Below are 15,823 nucleotides of genomic sequence, written 5' to 3'. Positions count from 1 at the left end.
CGCTCGTGCCGCGAGGCACGGAGCGGGGCTCCTTGGGTACTGCTCTAGTCGTGCGCGATCGCCGACCCGGGCAACTTAGGCCGGGGTGACGTTCTCCGCCTGCGGGCCCTTCGGGCCCTGCGTGACGTCGAAGGTCACGAGCTGGTTCTCCTCGAGCGAACGGAAGCCGTTCGCGTTGATCGCGGAGTAGTGGACGAAGACATCCGGGCCGCCGCCGTCCTGGGCGATGAAGCCGAAGCCCTTTTCAGCGTTGAACCACTTGACGGTTCCGGTAGCCATAAGCCCTCCTTGGGCCAAAGGGTTGCCCTGCTCCAGAACCTGCAAACAAGTCTGAAAACTACAAAAGCCTGCGGGTCACATGCTCCGCAGGCTCTGTACTGCAAGGGAAACCAAACTGCAACTTGCGTTGAGCGTAGCACGCAGGATGCTCGTGGCGGTAGAGGGAAAGATCACTTCACTCGCACGTTTGATTCCGTTCCGTGCGCTGACGCGTCCGCCCCGCCGATGCCCACCCCGTGAGACGGGTCTAGCCTCGCGATGTGGACAAAGCAACCGACGACCAGCAGCGCAGCCGGCCCCGCGTCGGGCACATCCAGTTCCTGAACTGCCTCCCCCTCTACTGGGGGCTGGCGAGGACCGGGACGCTCCTCGATCTCGAGCTCACCAAGGACACCCCGGAGAAGCTCAGCGAGCGACTCGTCCGGGGCGATCTCGACATCGGGCCCATCACCCTCGTCGAGTACCTCCGCAACGCCGATGACCTGGTCGCCCTGCCGGACATCGCCGTCGGCTGCGACGGCCCCGTCATGTCCTGCGTGATCGTCTCCCAGCGCCCCCTGGAGGAGCTCGACGGCGCACGCGTGGCCCTCGGCTCCACTTCCCGCACCTCGGTGCGCCTCGCCCAGCTGCTCCTCGCCGAGCGTTACGGGGTGGCACCCGACTACTACACCTGCCCCCCTGACCTGGGCCTGATGATGCAGGAGGCGGAGGCCGCCGTCCTGATCGGCGACGCCGCGCTCCGGGCCTCCCTGCACGACGCCCCCCGGCTGGGGCTGCAGGTCCACGACCTGGGGCTGATGTGGAAGGAGTGGACGGGCCTGCCGTTCGTCTTCGCCGTGTGGGCGGCGCGCAAGGACTACCTGGCGCGCGAGCCGGAAACCGTCCACGAGGTGCACCAGGCGTTCCTGGCCTCCCGCGACCTCTCCCTCGAGGAAGTCGCCAAGGTCGCCGAACAGGCCGCCCGCTGGGAGACCTTCGACGCCGAACTCCTGGAGCGCTACTTCCGCACGCTCGACTTCCGTTTCGGCCCCGATCAGCTCGCGGGGGTAAGGGAGTTCGCCCGTCGCACCGGTCCCACGACCGGCTTCCCGGCGGACGTGGGGGTGGAACTCCTGCCGGCTGCGATCCGATAGTCGGCGCCGCGGGGAAAGACGCACAAAAGGAAATGCAGGGGGACGTTCCGGGGACGCCTTTCCGGGCGCCCCGGTGAATGCGGGGTGCTCCCGAGGGGCACTATTGAGCCAACCAGCAATTCATCGGACATTCGCCGGGCGAACGCTTCCCGCTCACCCTCCCCACGTACTCCCCGGGCCCGGGCCGACACCCTGCGGAAGTCGCGAAGAGCGCTGGCGTACGCTGGTTCGGTCTGTCTTACACCCCTCCGAAAGGGACGCATCCGGTGACCGAGAAGGCCGAACTCACGTCTCTTGATGTCGCAGCCGTTCTCGACCGCGCCGCCGCGGGCGGACGGATCACCCCCGAGGAGGCGCTCGACCTCTACCGCTCGGCGCCCCTGCACGCGCTGGGCGCCGCCGCCGACGCGGTGCGCCGTCGCCGGTACGCGGGGACCGAGCACATCGCGACGTACATCATCGAGCGGAACATCAACTACACGAACGTCTGCGTGACGGCGTGCAAGTTCTGTGCGTTCTACGCCGCCCCGAAGGACACGAAGAAGGGCTGGACCCGGAGCCTCGACGACATCCTGCGCCGCTGCGCGGAGACCGTGGAGCTCGGCGGCACCCAGATCATGTTCCAGGGCGGCCACCACCCCGACTACGGCGTCGAGTACTACGAGGAGCACTTCGCCGCCATCAAGAAGGACTTCCCGCAGCTGGTCATCCACTCCCTCGGCGCCTCCGAGGTCGAGCACATGGCCCGCATCTCCGGCGTCTCCGTCGAGGAGGCGATCACCCGCATCCACGCCGCCGGCCTCGACTCCTTCGCCGGCGCCGGTGCGGAACTCCTCCCGGCGCGCCCCCGCAAGGCGATCGCGCCCCTGAAGGAGTCCGGCGAGCGCTGGCTGGAGATCATGGAGATCGCCCACGAGCTGGGTGTCGAGTCCACCTCCACCATGCTGATGGGCACCGGTGAGACCAATGCCGAGCGGATCGAGCACCTCCGCATGATTCGCGAGGTGCAGGACCGGACGGGTGGCTTCCGGGCCTTCATCCCGTACACCTACCAGCCCGAGAACAACCACCTCAAGGGCCGCACGCAGGCCACCCTCTTCGAGTACCTGCGCATGATCGCCATCGCCCGGCTCTTCCTGGACAACGTCGCCCACATCCAGGGCTCCTGGCTGACCACCGGCAAGGAGGTCGGCCAGCTGTCCCTGCACTACGGCGCCGACGACCTCGGCTCCATCATGCTGGAGGAGAACGTGGTCTCCTCCGCCGGCGCCAAGCACCGCTCCAACCGCCTGGAGATCATCGACCTGATCCGCAAGGCGGGACGGGTCCCGGCGCAGCGCGCGACCACCTACGAGCACCTGGTCGTCCACGAGGACCCGGCGAACGACCCGGTCGACGAGCGCGTCGCCTCGCACATCTCGTCCGTCGCGATCGAGGGCGGAACCGCCCACCCCGAGCTGAAGCTCCTCGACGCGAACTGACGACGCCGTGCTCACGATCCACGTCGCCGAGTCCACTCCCGGGACCGCCGTCCTGATCGACGGCGCCGTCATCGCCGCCGTCGGGCCGTACGAGGAGCTGGCCGCCGCCCACCCCGGGGCACGGGTGCGCCGGTGGCCGGGCATCCTCACGGCCGGGCTGCTCAACCCGTTCGCTCCCGAGCTCCTCGAGGCCACCTACCACCCGGATCCCCGGGAGGCCGCCGAGTTCGGCACGGAGCCGATCACCGGGGAGCGGGCGCGGGAGGTCTTCCGCGCCGACCCCGCCCGCCGCGGCGCCTCCGCCCGGCGCGGTGTGCAGCGCCTCCTCGCGCACGGGACGGTCGCCGTCGCGGGCGAACTGCGCGAGCGGGCCGCCCTGGACGCCGTGCGCCGGGCCGGCCTCGCCGTCGGCCGCCGCCCGGACCGGCTCCCGGGCGCCCCGTCCCTCTCCCCGGTGCCGCTGGTCCTGCTCCCCGGCCCGACGGTCGGGGGTCCCGCCCGCTTCGCCGTCTTCGACGTGCCCGACCGGGCGGCCCTGGTCCGCCTCGGCGCCCGCACCTGCGTCGCCACCGTCATCGGGGGCCGTCTGGTCTTCCGGGCCCGATAGGACGGGACCGGCGACGGGCGTGCCGACGGGGGGCACACTCCACCCGCGCGCCCTCGATCAGGAGGCCCCGTACCCGTACTTCCCGAGGATCGGGTGCTCGTCCGCGTACCGCACGAGCTCCATGAACCGGTCGTCGTCCGCCGCGCCCACCAGTTCGGTGGGGGACACGGGTGCCGCCGCGGTCGCCGCGGCGTCCGGCGTCACGGAGAGCAGCACGTCGCTCCCCCCGTGGCGGAAGGCCAGGGAGATCTCCAGCGCCCCGTGCGCGTTCGACGGCGCGAGCGTCACCCGGGCCGAGGTGCCGTCGACCAGCTCCACGGGTCGGCAGCTCACCTGCTTCTCCGCTTCGCCGCGACAACGATCGGGGTCCCCGTCGGCGGCCGGACGCACGGAGAACTGCACGGAGTACGGCAGGCCCCCGGGCTCCCCCCGGTAGAAGCGGACGTCGTTGTCGAGCGGGCGGATCGTGCCCACGGCGGCCGGCAGCAGCTCGTCCAGGACGACGGCCGCCTGCTGCTGGAAGGCGTCGAGGCGCGCCCGCTGTTCCTCGGGGAGCCGGGCGTGGGGGAAGGTCTCCCCGGGCCTCGGCTCGACGTGGACGGGTTCCCGACCCGGTCCCGTGCTGGTCACGGTCGGCCCCACGGGTGCGGCAGGGAGGTTCGGCTCGTCGCCGCGCCAGGAGTTCAGCAGGGTCAGGCCCAGGGCGACGGCCGTGACCAGGCCGAAGACCCCGCTGGCCTTGGCGGCCCTCGCCCTGGCCCGGCGGCGACGACCGAGGCGCACGGCGGTGGGGACGAGGTCGGGCAGCGGCGGCAGCGTGTCGGTCGCCTCGGTCATGGCTCCCCGCAGGGCGCGCTCCTCGGGCGAGTCCGCCGGTGCATCGGTGAGGTGCATGGTGGGGGTCAGCTCCCGACGGTGTAGACGTGGGCGTCGCCCAGCTGGGCGCGCAGCCGGGCGAGGGAACGCGAGCACTGGCTCTTGACCGTGGACTCGCTGCAGCGCAGCAGGGAGGCCACGCTCTGGACGCTGAGGTCCTCCCAGTAGCGCAGGACGACGATGGCCCTGGCCCGGGGCGGGAGCTCGTCGAGCAGGGCCAGGAGCGTGACCCGGAGGTCGGAGGGCACGGCGTCCTGGGCCTCGGTCCGGGGCGCACTGCGGACCTGGGCGAGCAGGTCCCGCAGGGACCGGCGGCGTTCGGTGATGAAGGTCCGGATCAGCACGGTCTTCGCATAGGCGTCGAGGTTGTCCGCGGCGCTGGCCCTGTGCCAGTGCTGGAACAGCTTGGCGAGCGCGGTCTGGGTCAGGTCGCGGGCCGCCTCGACGTCCCCGCAGAGCAGGTAGGCGGTGCGGTAGAGCCTGCGTTGGCCGACCGCCGCGTACTCCTCGAAGCCGGTGCTCCCGTGATCGCGGCGCGCGGACCACGACCGCTTCGACGGCTCCTCCGACATCTGCCCTCCTTTCTCGACCAGATCGTTCCGTGTGCCGGAGACGACCTCCGCCCCAGTCCGAGCGCGTCTGCGGCGGAAAGGTTGAAAGGAAAGTTGGATTGGCCGGAGATGGTCGGTCCGGTGGCTCGAACCTTTGCTATCTGGTTCCGGTGAACCCGGGTGCCTTTGCGAAGGTGCAGGCACAGGAAGGGCAAACGGTGGGGATGTGCATGCCGGTCATGGTCGCGAGCAGGCACAGCTGCAGACGGCTCAGCCCACCCAGCTTGGCGCGCAGGTTGGTCACGTGGAACTTCGCGGTGCGGGGGGTGACGCGCAACTGCAGCGCCAGGTCCTCGGTCGAGGGGCCGCCGCGCAGGGCGGTGAAGACCCGTTGCTCCATGGCGGTCAGATGGTGGAGCGGCGTATGCACGAGTGGTGTTCCCCTCGCGCCTTCTCGTCGAGTGGCAGGGCTTTGATCAGCGCAGACGAGGCAATGAAGTCGCATGAGTACCCCCAGCGTGCCGGCTTCGGCGTCGGAATCTAGCACGCGATCCGGTCGGCCCCGGGGGAGGGAATCGGCCAGTGCGGGGTCATGCGGTGTGGGGGTGGCGGTGGCGTGGAGGGCGATTCGTCCCGGGGGTTGCGCCGGCCGGCCCCGCCGTGGCGACCGGCCTCGAACGGCTGGGGGCGGGGAGGGTCCTGCCGAGTGCGGGTGCACGTCCCGGGGGAGTTGAAGGTTGCATGTATGCGCATATGTGAACGTGTTCTGTTTGCTTTGAGGGGTGGAGGTGGCCTGCGGCCTCTGTCCGGGTGGACGGGTGCTGCCACCCCCCGTCGGATTTCCTGGAGCAATCGCCTCCCCGGGGCGCCGGTCGGCCCGGTGTGCGCCGGTGGCGTGGAGGGGCGCACGGGGCGGCGCCCCCGTGCCCGCCCACCGGCCCCCCGGAACCCGCCCGGCGGGCGTCGTCCCACCCGCGCCGGGGTGGTCGCGCCGGTGCGCAACGGGCCGTGCGACGGCATGGGATCGGCGTGATTCAGGTGGTCGGCGCGACCGGTCCGAGGGGGTCGGAGGGGCTCCGAGGGGCTCGTCGAGCGGTGTCGCACGGTCGTCACCGGCGGCCGGCCGAGCCGCACCGGGCGGCTCAGGACACCGGTGGACCGGCCAGGTACCCGCCGTTCGCGTCGTACGGCCAGGCGTTCGCCACGCAGCCGAGCAGCCCCTTGATCTGCTGCATCATGGCGGGTGCGGGTTGGTTCGGCCCGGGGCAGGTCTCATGGCCGCGGCCGATCTCGTGCCCCACCTCGTGGTTGACGATCAGGGCGCGGTACTCCTCGATCGGGCCGTCGAACTGCGGCGAACCGACCGTCCACAGCTTCAGGTTGACCACCACGGTGTGGTCGATCCTGCAGTTCACGTTCCCCTTGCTGCTGGGGGTCGTGACGTAGCAGAGCCGGTCGGTCGTGCCGGGAGTGGCGACCCGGATCACGAAGTCCACCGGCCCGGACGCGACCAGACGGAAGCCGTACCGCGGGTTCCTGGTCCATCCCCGGGGGTCGCCGAGGATCGCGGAGACCGTCCGGGCGGCATCGTCCGGATCCAGCTCGATCCCGTCCTCCACCTCGACCCGGTAGGTGCGCACGGGCCCGTCGCCCTGGCGTTCGCCGTCGACCCGGGAGCGGGTGAAGGTGCCCGGGCCGGTCGGCGGCACGGGGATGAGGGTCAAGGACGCCGTCACCGGGGGCGGGGTGCCCGTCGGGGGAGGCGTCGGGGAGGTCGGTTCCGGCGGCGGAGGGGTGCTGCGGTCCTTGCCCGACCCGGACGGCGGGGGCGTCGCCGCCCGGTCTTCGGCGGCCCGGGCCGGGCTCCCGTCCTCGTGGAGCAGTGCGGCCGTGCCGCCCGCACCGAGACCGAGCGCGGCGAGGGCGGCCACGAGCACGTTCCTCCGTCGTCGGCGCCGTCGCCTCGCGGCGGCGCGTGTCCTACGGGTGGCGCGGTGCGTCATGGGTCCGGTTCAGCCGAGGGCGTGCGGGGACGTGCGGGGCGTCGCCGGCATGGGGAGGGGCACGGGGGAGTCCTTCGTGGGTGCGGCGGGGTGCCGGAGGAGGGCGAGCGGGGCTCAGGAGGTGAGTTCGGCGGCGAGCCGCAGCCGGGCTTCCAACTGCTCCTTCACGGCGGCCAGCGTTTCGGCGTTCTGCTCGATCAGCCGCTTCTGGTAGGCGATCTCGACGGTGGACCAGATGCCGACCAGGTTCGTCCGCTCCTTGCAGGTGACGTCCTGCTTGGCGGCGGTCACGGCCTTCGGGCTGTTGAGCGTCGTGTCGCCGAAGCCGAGGTCGTTCTGCGGGCTCACCGGATCCTCCGTCCGGTAGCCGCCCTCCGCCATGCAGGCGGACCAGGCCTCGATGGCCTTGCGGACCCTGCTGTCCTCGCGGGAGCGGCCGTAGGCGTCGAAGCCGAAGTTCTGCGGGACCATGATGTCCACGGAATCCCTGGTCGGCGCGTAGAGCTTGAGGAAGCCCTCGCGGATGCAGCCGCCGGCGGGCACCTTCTTGCCGGCCACCGTGATCACGCCCTGGTCGGAGTCCTCCGCCTCCTCCTGGCTCATCGGCACCGGTACCGAGGGGTCGACCTGCTCCTCGCCGTTGAGTACGAGCTTTTCGTTGGGGCCCATGGCCTTCTCCGGGGGCCGTGGGGGGAGGGCGGCCACCTCCGGGTTGTCGTAGCCGTACCGGGTGGCCGTCGCGATGCTGCTCACCCCGTACTTCCGTGCGTTGTCACCGCCGCCCAGGTGGTTGCTGCGGAGCGGGAACCGGTAGCCGTAGCGCTTCATGCACCGGTCGATCAGGACGTCCTGGGCCTCGCCGAGCGCCTTGCGCTGCTCTCCCGAAGGGAGGTACGCGTCGAGCGGGAACCGGATCGACGTGCTGTCCAGGAGCACCGGGACGTCACCGATCGCCGGTTCCGGCCGGTCCGCTCCGGTCTGCCCGTCGGAGGAGGAGCACCCGGTGAGGGCGAGCGCGAGGGCGGTCGCGAGCGCGAGCGGGTGGGCGGTCGAGCGGACGCGGAACATGGGCATGGTGGCTCCGTTGTGAATTCGGATAACATCCACGGCCACTGCTCCGCCCGGCGCGAACGGGCGGAGCAGTGACTCCTCGTCTGGCGCGTGCGGTGCTCAGGGGGCGAGCACCCTGCCGTCAGAACTGGATGTAGGAGGAGGAGATGGTGTTCTTGAAGGTGCTGCTCGCGTTGCCGCGGTAGCCGGCCGGGATGTAGCCGTCGCTGCCGCCGCCGCCCGAGTTGGTGTGCACGCTCCACTGGTAGCTGTCGAGGTTCAGGTAGGACTCGGTGTAGTCGTTCGTGGTGTGTCCGGCGCAGCTCTGCGAGCCCTTGAAGTAGTCGTCCGCGAAGTTCGAGTCGGAGACGTACAGGTCGAAGACCGAATTCTGCTGGTTCTGCAAGCAGAAGAGGCCGAACTCGCCGCTCGTCAGCCAGCCGTCCTTGCCGGCGGCGTTGGCGCTGCCGGTGGAGACGGCGACGGCCCCGAGGAGGAGGCCGGCGGTGGCGGCGACACGGAGGAGCTTGTTCATGGGGTGCCTTTCGGTGTCGAGGAAGACGTACCGTCGGACGGGCTCCGGTGGATCGTCCGACCTGATCCGGTCCGGGCCGTCGCTCAGTGAACACGAGCAACTCGCCTTCTACTACTGTCCTTTGGGACAGTGACCGGAGATCCGGCGATGGCCTACGGTGCTTCCGAGGCGCGGCGGCGGTCCGCGCCGGGCCCCGGTGCCGCTCTGCGCCGGGGGGCTTCCTCGAAGGGGTTCTCCTGTGGTTCTGCGACGAGTCCGGACGGCGCTTTGCCCGGCTCTGCTGTCGATCGCCCTCTTCACGGTGGGTTGTTCGAACGGTACGACCGATGCGGCGGGCCCCGCCCCGACCGGCACGACGGGATCGTCGTCCGCCTCCGCCCCGACGGACGGGCCGTCGAGGAAGGGCGAGGCGGACCCGAAGCAAGCCGCGTACTTCTCCTGCCTCGCCGAACGGGGGCTGCCGATGACGGACTCCGGCTCCGGCGTACCGGTGGTGGACACCGCTCGGGCGGACCCCGCCGAGGTGAAGGAGGCCGAGACGGCCTGCGCCGACAAGCTGGTGATCCCCGAGGCGGGCGCGAAGGAACTGGCCGAGGCGCGGGAGCTCACGGCGTGCATGCGGCGCAACGGCATCGCGGAGTTCCCCGACCCGGACCCGAAGACCGGTGACCACGACCTGGAGTCGATCCGGCTGAAGGGTTCCCCGGAGGCGGTGGCCGCCATGAAGAAGTGCGGCTTGGAGGACCGCAGCAAGACCGACGGCAAGGTCGGCGGATGACCGAGCCGGAGAGCACCCACCTCCTGGAACCCGCGGTCGCCCCCGCGTCCGGGCTCGCACGCCGTCGCCGCTGGGTCGCGATCGTCGCGGTCGGCGCCGTGGTGCTGTCCGGCCTGGGCATCGGGGCGTCGCGGCTGGTCAAGTCACCGGCCCAAGCGGCGGCCGAGGCCGGACCGCCGCCCATGGACCTCCTGGTCGCCCGGGTGGAGAAGCGCGTGCTGCGGGACACCGTCATCGTGCGCGGCACGGCGACGGCGGCCCAGACGGTGCAGGTCGCTCCGGTCACGTCGGTCGAGGGCGGGGGGAGCCCCGTGGTCACCAAACTGCCGGTCGCGGTGGGGGACCGGGTGACGGCGGGGCGCGTGCTGTTGGAGGTCTCCGGGCGCCCGGTCTTCGTCCTGCCCGGCAGGCTCCCGGTGTACCGCGACCTCAAACCCGGGGCGACCGGAGAGGACGTCGAGCAGCTGCAGAAGGCCCTCGCACAGCGCGGGCACGGCACCGGACCGGACCCCTCGGGCACGTTCGGCGCCGGGACCAAGGCGGCGCTCACCGCCTTCTACTCCTCCATCGGCTACGACCCCCTGCCGGCCGTCGCCGACGGCGGCGCATCCGTCGCGGCGGCGGAGGACGCGGTCACGGCGGCGGAGCGCGCGCTGGAGGATGCGCGGGCGGCGAAGGACGCGGTCGACGCCGGCCCCGCCGCCGAAGGAGCGGGCGCGGGCGGTGACGCGAGCAAGGGCGTCGGCGCGGACGGCGGCAAGACCGCGACGGGCGCCGGGGCCTCCGGCGCCGATGCCGCGCGCTCCGTGCAGCGGGCGCGCGAGGACCTCGCCAAGGCCCGGACGGCCCTCGCCGGGGCGCGTGCGGTCACGGGCCCCATGCTGCCCGCCGGCGAAGTGGTCTTCCTGGAGGGCTTCCCCGCCCGGGTGGACTCGATCTCGGCGCGTACCGGCTCGTTGGTCTCGGGCCCGGTCATGTCGGTCTCGGCCGGCGCCCTCGTCGTCCGCGCCCTGCTCCAGGAGCACCAGAAGGGCCTGGTCAGGGCCGGACAGAAGGTGGAGATCCGGTCGGAGGTGAGCGACGTGACCGCCTCCGCGAAGGTGCAGTCGGTCGCCGACGAGATGTCCCAACTGCAGGCCCCCGGCCAGTCCGACGCCGCCGGGGGAGGGCAGGGCGGACAGGGGGCCGGAGAGCGCGGCTACGCCATGACCGTGCGGCCCGAACGCTCGCTCAACCCCGAACTCGCCGGACAGGACGTGCGGTTGACGATCGAGGCGGCGGCCACCGGGGGTGACGCGCTGGTCGTCCCGGTCAGCGCGGTCTCCGCCGGCGCGGACGGACGGACCACGGTCACCGTGGTCGAGGGCTCGACGCGGCGCCGGGTGGAGGTGCGACCGGGCACCACCGGGGACGGCTTCGTCGAGATCAAACCGGTCGGCTCCGGCCGCATCGAGGAGGGGGACAACGTCATCACCGGCATCAACCCCGGGATGTCGGGCGGCGCCGGGAAGGCCGGCACATGACGGCCCGCCCCCCCACCGACCCGACCGATCCGCCGGCACCCGTGCCCGATCCGCCGGTCATCGAGTTCCGGCAGGTCGGCCTGACCTATCCGGGACCGCCCCCCGTGCCGGCCCTCGCCCCGTGCGACCTCCGGATCGGACGCGGGGAGTTCGTCACCGTCGTCGGCCCCTCGGGATCGGGCAAGTCCACCTTCCTCAACGTCGCCGGACTGCTCGACGCCCCGACGACCGGCACCTACCTGCTCGACGGCATCGACACGGGAACGCTCCGGGACGGTGACCGCACCGCGCTGCGGGGCCGCCGCATCGGCTTCGTGTTCCAGTCCTTCCACCTGTTGCCGCACCGCTCGGCCCTGGAGAACGTGACCCTGGCCATGGTCTACAACGGCTTCCGCCGCCGCGAGCGCACCGGACTCGCCCACGAGGCCCTCGAACGCGTCGGACTCGGCCATCGCGTCCACGCCGCACCCACCCGTCTCTCCGGCGGAGAACGCCAGCGGGTCGCCATCGCCAGGGCCCTGGTGGCCCGCCCCTCGCTGCTCCTCTGCGACGAGCCCACCGGAAACCTCGACTCGGCCAACGCCGACACCGTGCTGGAGCTCCTGGACGAACTCCACCGCGACGGCATGACCGTGCTCGTCATCACCCACGACACGGACGTGGCACGCCGAGGGGGGCGCACGGTCACCATCCGCGACGGCCGACTGGACGAGCGGGCGGCCGTCGCATGAGTCCCTGGCGTCCCGATCGCCCCCGGCGCTCCCTCGCCGACCGCTTCCTCCCCTTACTCCCCGGCCGTCGCGCCCGGACCCGTACGGCCGGGCGCCGGACCCGTACGGTCGAACCGTCCCGCTTCGCCCCGCGCGACGCCCTGGCCGAATCGCTCGCGGGAGTCCTCCAACGCCCGGCCCGGTCCGCCCTCACCACCCTGGGCACGGTCCTGGGGGTCGGGACGTTCGTCGCCGTCCTCGGCCTGACCGCCACCACCTCCTCACAGATCGACGCGCGCTTCAACGTCCTCAGCGCCACCCAGGTCGAGATCGAGGACGTCGCCACCGAGCGGAACGAGTTCGCGGGCCCGGGCTTCCCCGAGGACGCCGACGCACGCGTCGAACGGCTCGGCGGCGTCCGGCACGCCGGCGTCTACTACAAGGTGCGCCTCGACGCCACGGACGCCGTCCGGGCCGCTCCGGTCGGAGCGGCTGCCGGGGGCGAGGCCATCGACGTGGTCGCCGCGTCGCCCGGCGTCCTGAGCGCCGCCGTACCGACGCTCGCACAGGGACGGCTGTACGACGCCTACCACTCCCGCAGCAAGCAGCGGGTGGCCGTCCTCGGCGCGTCCACGGCGGCCCGGCTCGGCATCACCACCCTCGAAACGCAGCCGGCCGTCTTCATCGGCGACGAGCCGTTCACCGTCGTCGGGATCATCAGCGACGTCGAGCGCAGGGCCGATCTGCTGCTGTCCGTGGTCGTGCCGCTGACCACGGCCGACGAGGTGTGGAGCGACGTCCCCGGACGCCCGGAAACCCACATGCTCATCGCCACCGACCTGGGGGCCGCGCAGCAGGTGGCCCTGCTCGCCCCGACGGCCCTGCGCCCCGACCACCCCGAGTACCTCAAGGCGGTCGCACCGCCGGACCCGAAGAGCCTGCGCACGAACGTCACCTCCGACCTCAACCAGCTCTTCCTCGTCCTGGCCGGCATCTGTCTCGTCATCGGGGCCGTCGGCATCGCCAACACCACCCTCGTCGCCGTCCTGGAACGCACGGGGGAGATCGGCCTGCGACGGGCGCTGGGTGCCCGGGGCCGGCACGTCACCGTGCAGTTCCTCGCCGAATCGGGGGCCCTGGGGACGCTCGGCGGTCTGATCGGCACGTCACTGGGCACCCTGACCGTGGTGACGGTGGCGGTGGTGCGGGACTGGACGCCCGTGGTCCACCCGACGACGGTCGCCGCCGCCCCGGTGGTCGGGCTCGTCACCGGAGTCCTGGCCGGCCTCTATCCCGCCTGGCGCGCCGCCCGCATCGAACCCGCCGAGGCACTGCGCCGCTGAGAGGCCCGGAAGGCCGTGCACGACCCGGGGGCCGGCCGTCGGCAGCCGCCCGGGACCGGGCTGCTTGAATGGGGACGTGACCCGAGCATCCCTGGACAAGCAGCCGCACGAAGTCGCCTCGATGTTCGACGACGTGGCGGCCAACTACGACCTCACCAACGACGTGCTCTCGCTCGGTCAGGACCGCCGCTGGCGCAAGGAGGTCGCGAAGGCCGTCGACGCCCGCCCGGCGCAGAAGATCCTCGACCTGGCCGCCGGCACGGCCACCTCCTCACAGCCCTTCGCGCGGGCCGGGGCGTACGTCGTCCCCTGCGACTTCTCGCTCGGCATGCTCCAGGTCGGCAAGAAGCGCCACCCGTGGATGCCGTTCACCGCCGGCGACGGCACGAAGCTGCCCTTCCGCGACGACGTCTTCGACGCGGTCACCATCTCCTTCGGGCTGCGGAACATCCAGGACACCGAACGGGCCCTGCGCGAGATGTACCGCGTGACCAAGCCCGGCGGCCGGGTCGTCATCTCCGAGTTCTCGCACCCCACCTGGGCGCCGTTCCGCACGGTGTACGAGGAGTACCTGATGCGCGCGCTGCCGCCGGTGGCCCGTGCCGTGTCCTCCAACCCCGACGCCTACGTGTACCTCGCGGAGTCGATCCAGTCCTGGCCGGACCAGCCGACCCTGGCGGGCATGCTCCGGAAGGCCGGCTGGTCGAAGGTGGCCTACCGCAACCTGACGGGCGGCATCGTCGCCCTGCACCGCGGCTTCAAGGCATAGCTCCCGCCCCGTTCCGTCGCCCATAGACTTCCCCCATCCTTCCCTCGACCCCTTCGGGAGATCCGCCGTGACCGAGCAGCCCCTCTCCGAGCACACCGCAGATGTGATCGTCGTCGGGGCAGGCCCGGCCGGCTCCACCACCGCGTACTACCTGGCGAAGGCCGGACTCGACGTCCTCCTCCTGGAGAAGACGGCCTTCCCCCGCGAGAAGGTCTGCGGCGACGGCCTCACCCCGCGCGCCACCAAGCAACTGGTCTCCATGGGGATCGACATCTCCGAGGAGGCCGGCTGGCTGCGGAACAAGGGCCTGCGGATCATCGGCGGCGGCGTCCGGCTCGAACTCGACTGGCCGGAGCTCGCCTCCTACCCGGACTACGGACTCGTCCGCAAGCGCGACGACTTCGACGAGCAGCTCGCCCGCCAGGCACAGAAGGCCGGCGCCCGGCTGTACGAGCGCTGCAACGTCGGCGCCCCGATCATCGACGACCGCACGGGCCGGATCACCGGCGTCCACGCGAAGCTGGGCGAGGAGAAGCGCGAGGTCACCTTCCACGCCCCGCTCGTGGTGGCCGCCGACGGCAACTCCACCCGCCTCTCCCTCGCCATGGGCCTCCACCGGCGCGAGGACCGGCCGATGGGCGTCGCCGTCCGCACGTACTTCACCACCCCGCGGCACGAGGACGACTACCTGGAGTCCTGGTTGGAGCTGTGGGACCGGCGCGGCCCGCAGGACCGGCTGCTCCCCGGCTACGGCTGGATCTTCGGCATGGGCGACGGCACCTCCAACGTCGGCCTGGGCATCCTCGACTCCTCCTCGGCCTTCCGCGAGCTGGACTGGCGCGAGGTCCTCAAGGCCTGGTGCGCCTCGATGCCGGAGGACTGGGGCTTCACCCCGGACAACATGACGACGCCGATCCGCGGTGCCGCCCTCCCGATGGCCTTCAACCGTCAGCCGCACTACACCAGGGGCCTGCTGCTCGTCGGCGACGCCGGCGGCCTGGTCAACCCCTTCAACGGCGAGGGCATCGCCTACGCCATGGAGTCCGGCCAGATCGCGGCCGACGTCATCGTCCAGGCGCACGCACGCGCGACCCCGGCCCAGCGGGAGCTGGCCCTGCGGAACTACCCGCAGGTCCTGAAGGACACCTACGGCGGCTACTACACGCTGGGCCGTGCGTTCGTGAAGCTCATCGGCAACCCGAAGATCATGAAGATCGCGACCCAGCGCGGCCTCACCCACCCGCTCCTGATGAAGTTCACCCTGAAGATGCTGGCGAACCTCACGGACCCGACGGGCGGCGACGCCATGGACCGCATCATCAACGGTCTGTCGAAGGTGGCTCCGAAGGCCTGAGCCCGGACCGGGCCGGGTCACGGGTGACCCGCGGCGGTGGAGTCGCCGTGGGGCACCCGCAACATCGCGGGCATCACCGTCTCGGCGAGCAGGGCGAGCAGGTGGAGCTGGAGCCGGGAGAGGCCGCCGAGCTTCTCCCGCAGGTTCATCACGTGGAACTTGACGGTGCGCTCGGAGATGCCGAGCGCGAGCGCCATGTCGGCGTTCGACTCACCGCCGGGCATGGCGGCGAGCACCTCCCGTTCCCGCTCGGTGAGGGTGCCGAGGCGCCGACAGGCGTCGATCACCGGGTTCACTCGGCACGCCGCCCCCTCCCTCGCGGCCTCGAACTCTCGTTCCGGTGCGCAGAGCCGACAACGTCGGAGCATGCTTGTCTCCCCCCCCAGGACAGCAAGACGCTAGGCCCAAACGGCGCGAACAGGGCAGGAATTCCCGGGAAAATCCCGGTCGGCCCTCGGGGCTGGCAGAAAAGCACCGTGGGGAAACCGGCGGACTCCGCGGGCGGCGCCCGCCGTTCCCGCCCGTGCCGATGGCCCCGGTGTCGTGGACTCCGGACTGAGCTGGGGAGGGGCGAGCACCGGCGGAGTGACGCTCGGTCCCGGAAGTCCGCTCGGACGGGGGCCGGCACGTCCCCGGGGTTGGCTTGTCCGCGCCGGTCGGGTTCAGGCCGTCGAGACCGGTAGAGGGGGGTGGAGGCCCCGGCCCTCGAACGCGGATCGCTCCGGCCGGAGCGCCGGCCGTCCTCGGCGCCGCCCGTGGCCCGGCCGTGGGGGGGGGGGGGGGGGGGCCCCCGCGCCCCCCCCCCCCCCCCCCCCCCCCGGCCGGGGGAGA

The 15,823-nt window shown here is 71.9% G+C and carries 17 protein-coding genes; 9 read left to right on the top strand and 8 right to left on the bottom strand.

What is annotated here, in order from left to right; translation table 11 throughout:
• Window positions 1-75 precede the first annotated feature (75 nt).
• Entirely contained in the window at window positions 76-279 is a 204-nt protein-coding gene (locus ACFW2Y_RS04550; RefSeq protein ID WP_030208785.1) for a cold-shock protein, read from the bottom strand.
• Window positions 280-539: 260 nt separating this feature from the next.
• On the opposite strand from ACFW2Y_RS04550, the gene ACFW2Y_RS04545 reads away from it, so the two are divergent.
• The 3 genes from ACFW2Y_RS04545 to ACFW2Y_RS04535 all read left to right on the top strand — a co-directional run bounded on the left by ACFW2Y_RS04545 (window position 540) and on the right by ACFW2Y_RS04535 (window position 3,500).
• A complete protein-coding gene (locus ACFW2Y_RS04545; protein WP_384873425.1) occupies window positions 540-1,412 on the top strand; it encodes a menaquinone biosynthetic enzyme MqnA/MqnD family protein in 873 nt (290 codons plus the stop codon).
• 266 nt (window positions 1,413-1,678) lie between these two features.
• Window positions 1,679-2,893: a cyclic dehypoxanthinyl futalosine synthase gene (gene mqnC, locus ACFW2Y_RS04540; protein WP_384873422.1), complete on the top strand. Its 1,215-nt coding sequence runs from the start codon at window positions 1,679-1,681 to the stop codon at window positions 2,891-2,893.
• Window positions 2,894-2,900: 7 nt separating this feature from the next.
• Window positions 2,901-3,500: a hypothetical protein gene (locus ACFW2Y_RS04535; protein ID WP_384873419.1), complete on the top strand. Its 600-nt coding sequence runs from the start codon at window positions 2,901-2,903 to the stop codon at window positions 3,498-3,500.
• A 57-nt stretch (window positions 3,501-3,557) separates the two neighbouring features.
• Here the strand turns inward: ACFW2Y_RS04535 and ACFW2Y_RS04530 are convergent, their stop codons facing one another.
• The 6 genes from ACFW2Y_RS04530 to ACFW2Y_RS04505 form a co-directional block, all read right to left on the bottom strand.
• Complete coding sequence (locus ACFW2Y_RS04530; protein WP_384873416.1) at window positions 3,558-4,394, bottom strand: hypothetical protein; 837 nt, start codon at window positions 4,392-4,394, stop codon at window positions 3,558-3,560.
• Window positions 4,395-4,402: 8 nt separating this feature from the next.
• The gene (locus tag ACFW2Y_RS04525; protein WP_384873413.1) at window positions 4,403-4,948 is read right to left on the bottom strand and encodes a SigE family RNA polymerase sigma factor; all 546 of its coding nucleotides are present in this window, start codon (window positions 4,946-4,948) and stop codon (window positions 4,403-4,405) included.
• Window positions 4,949-5,084: 136 nt separating this feature from the next.
• Window positions 5,085-5,357 carry a helix-turn-helix transcriptional regulator gene (locus ACFW2Y_RS04520; RefSeq protein ID WP_384873410.1) on the bottom strand — a complete coding sequence of 91 codons (273 nt, stop codon included), beginning with the start codon at window positions 5,355-5,357 and terminating at the stop codon, window positions 5,085-5,087.
• Window positions 5,358-6,069: 712 nt separating this feature from the next.
• Window positions 6,070-6,858 carry a DUF3152 domain-containing protein gene (locus tag ACFW2Y_RS04515; RefSeq protein WP_384873407.1) on the bottom strand — a complete coding sequence of 263 codons (789 nt, stop codon included), beginning with the start codon at window positions 6,856-6,858 and terminating at the stop codon, window positions 6,070-6,072.
• A gap of 186 nt (window positions 6,859-7,044) precedes the next feature.
• A complete protein-coding gene (locus ACFW2Y_RS04510) occupies window positions 7,045-8,004 on the bottom strand; it encodes a hypothetical protein (RefSeq protein ID WP_384873404.1) in 960 nt (319 codons plus the stop codon).
• A 118-nt stretch (window positions 8,005-8,122) separates the two neighbouring features.
• The gene (locus ACFW2Y_RS04505; protein WP_384873401.1) at window positions 8,123-8,515 is read right to left on the bottom strand and encodes a hypothetical protein; all 393 of its coding nucleotides are present in this window, start codon (window positions 8,513-8,515) and stop codon (window positions 8,123-8,125) included.
• A 238-nt stretch (window positions 8,516-8,753) separates the two neighbouring features.
• Between ACFW2Y_RS04505 and ACFW2Y_RS04500 the strand changes: the two genes are divergently transcribed.
• From ACFW2Y_RS04500 to ACFW2Y_RS04475, 6 genes are all read left to right on the top strand, one after another.
• On the top strand, window positions 8,754-9,293 hold the full coding sequence (locus tag ACFW2Y_RS04500; protein WP_384873398.1) for a hypothetical protein: 540 nt from the start codon (window positions 8,754-8,756) through the stop codon (window positions 9,291-9,293).
• Window positions 9,290-10,816, top strand: a complete 1,527-nt coding sequence (locus tag ACFW2Y_RS04495; RefSeq protein ID WP_384873395.1) for a peptidoglycan-binding protein — start codon at window positions 9,290-9,292, stop codon at window positions 10,814-10,816. The genes ACFW2Y_RS04500 and ACFW2Y_RS04495 overlap by 4 nt, the downstream gene beginning before the upstream one ends.
• Window positions 10,813-11,547 (top strand): ABC transporter ATP-binding protein, encoded by a 735-nt coding sequence (locus tag ACFW2Y_RS04490; protein WP_384873391.1) that lies wholly within the window; start codon window positions 10,813-10,815, stop codon window positions 11,545-11,547. The genes ACFW2Y_RS04495 and ACFW2Y_RS04490 overlap by 4 nt, the downstream gene beginning before the upstream one ends.
• Window positions 11,544-12,869, top strand: coding sequence for an ABC transporter permease (locus ACFW2Y_RS04485; protein ID WP_384873388.1), 1,326 nt, complete (start codon window positions 11,544-11,546; stop codon window positions 12,867-12,869). Before ACFW2Y_RS04490 ends, ACFW2Y_RS04485 begins: the two co-directional genes overlap by 4 nt.
• Before the next feature lie 76 nt (window positions 12,870-12,945).
• The gene (locus ACFW2Y_RS04480; protein WP_384873385.1) at window positions 12,946-13,638 is read left to right on the top strand and encodes a demethylmenaquinone methyltransferase; all 693 of its coding nucleotides are present in this window, start codon (window positions 12,946-12,948) and stop codon (window positions 13,636-13,638) included.
• Window positions 13,639-13,705: 67 nt separating this feature from the next.
• Window positions 13,706-14,992: a geranylgeranyl reductase family protein gene (locus ACFW2Y_RS04475; protein WP_384873383.1), complete on the top strand. Its 1,287-nt coding sequence runs from the start codon at window positions 13,706-13,708 to the stop codon at window positions 14,990-14,992.
• Window positions 14,993-15,009: 17 nt separating this feature from the next.
• Here ACFW2Y_RS04475 and ACFW2Y_RS04470 read toward each other — a convergent pair whose 3' ends face one another.
• Window positions 15,010-15,360, bottom strand: coding sequence for a response regulator transcription factor (locus ACFW2Y_RS04470; protein WP_384873380.1), 351 nt, complete (start codon window positions 15,358-15,360; stop codon window positions 15,010-15,012).
• Window positions 15,361-15,823 lie beyond the last annotated feature (463 nt).

This window comes from Streptomyces sp. NPDC058877 (assembly GCF_042742855.1).
GTDB lineage: Bacteria > Actinomycetota > Actinomycetes > Streptomycetales > Streptomycetaceae > Streptomyces.
The sequence above is the reverse complement of the archived record's forward strand: the minus strand, read 5'-3'. Positions and strand labels throughout refer to the sequence as shown.

Coding starts and splice junctions, on each gene's coding strand:
- ACFW2Y_RS04530 (WP_384873416.1), bottom strand. CDS start 4,394: ATGCACCTCACCGATGCACCGGCGGACTCGCCCGAGGAGCGCGCCCTG.
- ACFW2Y_RS04525 (WP_384873413.1), bottom strand. CDS start 4,948: ATGTCGGAGGAGCCGTCGAAGCGGTCGTGGTCCGCGCGCCGCGATCAC.
- ACFW2Y_RS04490 (WP_384873391.1), top strand. CDS start 10,813: ATGACGGCCCGCCCCCCCACCGACCCGACCGATCCGCCGGCACCCGTG.
- ACFW2Y_RS04505 (WP_384873401.1), bottom strand. CDS start 8,515: ATGAACAAGCTCCTCCGTGTCGCCGCCACCGCCGGCCTCCTCCTCGGG.
- ACFW2Y_RS04470 (WP_384873380.1), bottom strand. CDS start 15,360: ATGCTCCGACGTTGTCGGCTCTGCGCACCGGAACGAGAGTTCGAGGCC.
- ACFW2Y_RS04510 (WP_384873404.1), bottom strand. CDS start 8,004: ATGCCCATGTTCCGCGTCCGCTCGACCGCCCACCCGCTCGCGCTCGCG.
- ACFW2Y_RS04550 (WP_030208785.1), bottom strand. CDS start 279: ATGGCTACCGGAACCGTCAAGTGGTTCAACGCTGAAAAGGGCTTCGGC.
- ACFW2Y_RS04485 (WP_384873388.1), top strand. CDS start 11,544: ATGAGTCCCTGGCGTCCCGATCGCCCCCGGCGCTCCCTCGCCGACCGC.
- ACFW2Y_RS04495 (WP_384873395.1), top strand. CDS start 9,290: ATGACCGAGCCGGAGAGCACCCACCTCCTGGAACCCGCGGTCGCCCCC.